This window comes from Nocardioides sp., from assembly GCF_035703625.1.
Taxonomy (GTDB): domain Bacteria; phylum Actinomycetota; class Actinomycetes; order Propionibacteriales; family Nocardioidaceae; genus Nocardioides.
The window spans coordinates 1-2,627 of the sequence record NZ_DASSXS010000143.1 but is presented as its reverse complement, the minus strand read 5'-3'; the positions used below and the strand labels follow the sequence as shown (position 1 = coordinate 2,627).

The 2,627-nt window shown below is 72.4% G+C and carries 2 protein-coding genes; both read left to right on the top strand.

From position 1 onward, the window contains the following. A partial coding sequence (tig, locus tag VFN12_RS07070; RefSeq protein WP_325117922.1) for a trigger factor occupies positions 1 to 1,131 on the top strand: 1,131 nt, incomplete at its 5' end. Positions 1,132 to 1,211: 80 nt separating this feature from the next. Further along, entirely contained in the window at positions 1,212 to 2,390 is a 1,179-nt protein-coding gene (locus VFN12_RS07065; RefSeq protein ID WP_325117921.1) for an alpha/beta fold hydrolase, read from the top strand. Positions 2,391 to 2,627 lie beyond the last annotated feature (237 nt).

The following is a 2,627-nucleotide window of genomic DNA, read 5'->3' as shown; positions in this document are numbered from 1 at the left end:
GAGATCGAGGTGACGAAGTTCGAGGACAACGAGGCTCTCGAGTTCACCGCCGAGGTCGACGTCAAGCCCGAGATCGAGGTCCCGGAGTACGTCGGCATCGAGGCCGAGGTCGAGGACATCGAGATCACCGACGACGAGGTCGACGAGCAGGTCAAGGCGCTGCGTGAGCGGTTCGCCTCGCTCAACGACGTCGACCGCCCGGCTGCCGACGGCGACTTCGTGGTCCTCGACCTCAAGGCGACCCAGGACGGTGCGCCGGTCGAGGGCGCCGAGGTGACCGGCATGTCCTACCAGGTCGGTCGCGGCGGGATGCTCGACGGGCTGGACGAGGCCCTGGCCGGCATGTCCGCGGGCGAGGAGAAGACCTTCACCTCCCAGCTCGTCGGCGGCGACCTGGTCGGCGAGGACGTCGAGGTCGCGGTGAGCGTCTCGCAGGTCCAGGAGCAGGACCTGCCCGAGCTCGACGACGACTTCGCCCAGATGGCCTCGGAGTTCGACACGACCGACGAGCTGGTCGCCGACGTGCGCGAGCGGTTGGGTCGCGGCAAGCGCCTCGAGCAGGCGGCCGCCGCCCGCGACGCCGTACTCGAGCGGCTGCTGGACAAGGTCCAGGTCCCGCTGCCGGAGACGATGGTCACCGACGAGCTCAACGCCCGCCGCCAGAACATCGAGCAGCAGCTGATGATGGCCGGCATCACCATGGACAAGTACCTCGAGGACGAGAAGCAGACCCTGGAGGAGTTCGAGGCCCAGCTCGAGCGCCGGGTCCGCGACGCCGTCACGGCTCAGTTCCTCCTCGACGCGATTGCCGAGGAGAAGGAGTTCGGCGTCGACCAGAGCGAGCTCTCCGAGCACCTGGTCCGCCGGGCCCAGCAGTCCGGGCAGGACCCCCAGGAGTTCGCGAACCACATGTTCGAGCACAACCACATCCCCGACCTCGTGCAGGAGATCCTGCGCGGCAAGGCCCTGGCCGCGGTCGTCGAGGGCGCCACGGTCAAGGACGCCTCGGGCAACGTGGTCGAGCTGGCCGGGCTGCGACCCGACGGCACGATCGGCGACCCCGAGGCCGAGGTCGTCGAGGTCGAGGAGATCGAGGACGACCCGGCGGAGGACGCCCCCGCCCAGGCCTGAGTCGCCGACCCGCCCGAAACTTACGGGCGGGTCAGCGATTCGCCAGTGAACATGTGTTCACTGAGTTGTAGGGTCGTGTCATGCGTGTGGCTGCCGACCCGCCCGGAGGACCAGGGGTCCTCGACGCACTCTCGCTGCTCTCGCAGGTCGCCGACGAGCTCGGCGTGCGGACGGTGCGCGACACCCACGAGGCGTGGCTCGCCCGGGTCCAGTCGCTCAGTGGGCGCACCCGTGAGAGCGCGACCCTGTCCGAACGCGTGCACCGGGGGATCGCCGGAGCCGTGTACGGCGGTCTCGGACGCGGCCTGCGGCTCGCGGCGCACGGCCTGGACAAGGTCGCCGACACCGGTGTGGGGCCGCGGCTCGAGGCCGATCGCAGGGGGCGCTTCGTCAGCTCGGCGGTCAACGGCCTGATCGGGGACCGCCTGGTGCGCGAACGCCCGCGGCTGGCCATCCCGATGGGCGTGCGGGCAGGCGGACGCGACGTACCCGCCGACCCGGGCTCGATCGCCGCCGCCTTCCCCGAGGCCGGTGACCGGCTGGTCGTCTTCCTGCACGGGCTCTGCGAGAACGAGTCCTACTGGAACCGCGGCCGCGACCGCCTCGGGACGACGTACGGCGAGATGCTGGCGCAGGAGGGGTGGACCCCGGTGTTCCTGCGCGCCAACACCGGCCTTGGCCTGCGCGAGAACGGCGTCGCGCTCACCGCCCTGCTGCAGGACGTGATCGAGGCCTGGCCCGCGGAGGTCCGGCGGATCGCCCTGGTGGGCCACTCCATGGGCGGCCTGATCATGCGCGCCGCCGGCGCGGTGGCCACGGAGGTCGAGCGGCCGTGGACGACGCTGGTCTCCGACGTGGTCACGCTCGGGTCGCCCCACCTCGGGGCCCCGATCGCGCGCGGGGTCGGCGAGGGCAGCCGCGGGCTCGGCCGGCTCCCCGAGACCGCGGCCTTCGGGCGGATCCTCGACTGGCGCTCCGTGGGCGTGCACGACCTGGTCGCCGGGCTGACCGAGGAGGTCCCGCCCCTCCCGCACGCGCGTTACCGGCTGGTCGCTGCGACCGTGACGGCGTCTCCCCGGCATCCGGTGGGCCACGTGGTGGGCGACCTCCTGGTCCGGGTCGAGTCGGCCCGCGGCCGCGACCGCACGGGTGCGGACCTCTTCCCCGACGCCGACTTCGTCCATGTCGGCCGCACCGACCACTTCGGCCTGCTGAACCACCCCGAGGTGCACGCCGCGCTGCGGCGCTGGCTGGCCTGATCGCCGCCGTGGTCACCGCTCTGCCCACGCTTACGGGATTTCGTCCCGCCCGTCGCGGCCTCGTACCTCGGCCGCGGGGCTTGCTCAATCTCCCCGGGCCCACGCGCCTCCCTCGTGCCTCGGGCGCCGCTGCGCGTGGATTTCGTCCCGCCCGTCGCGGCCTCGTACCTCGGCCGCGGGGCTTGCTCAATCTCCCCGGGCCCACGCGCTGCGCTCGTTCCTCGCGCAGCGCTGCCC

Bases quoted from the DNA above. Each gene is read 5' to 3' on its own strand.
- VFN12_RS07065 (WP_325117921.1), top strand. From the start codon at position 1,212: ATGCGTGTGGCTGCCGACCCGCCCGGAGGACCAGGGGTCCTCGACGCA.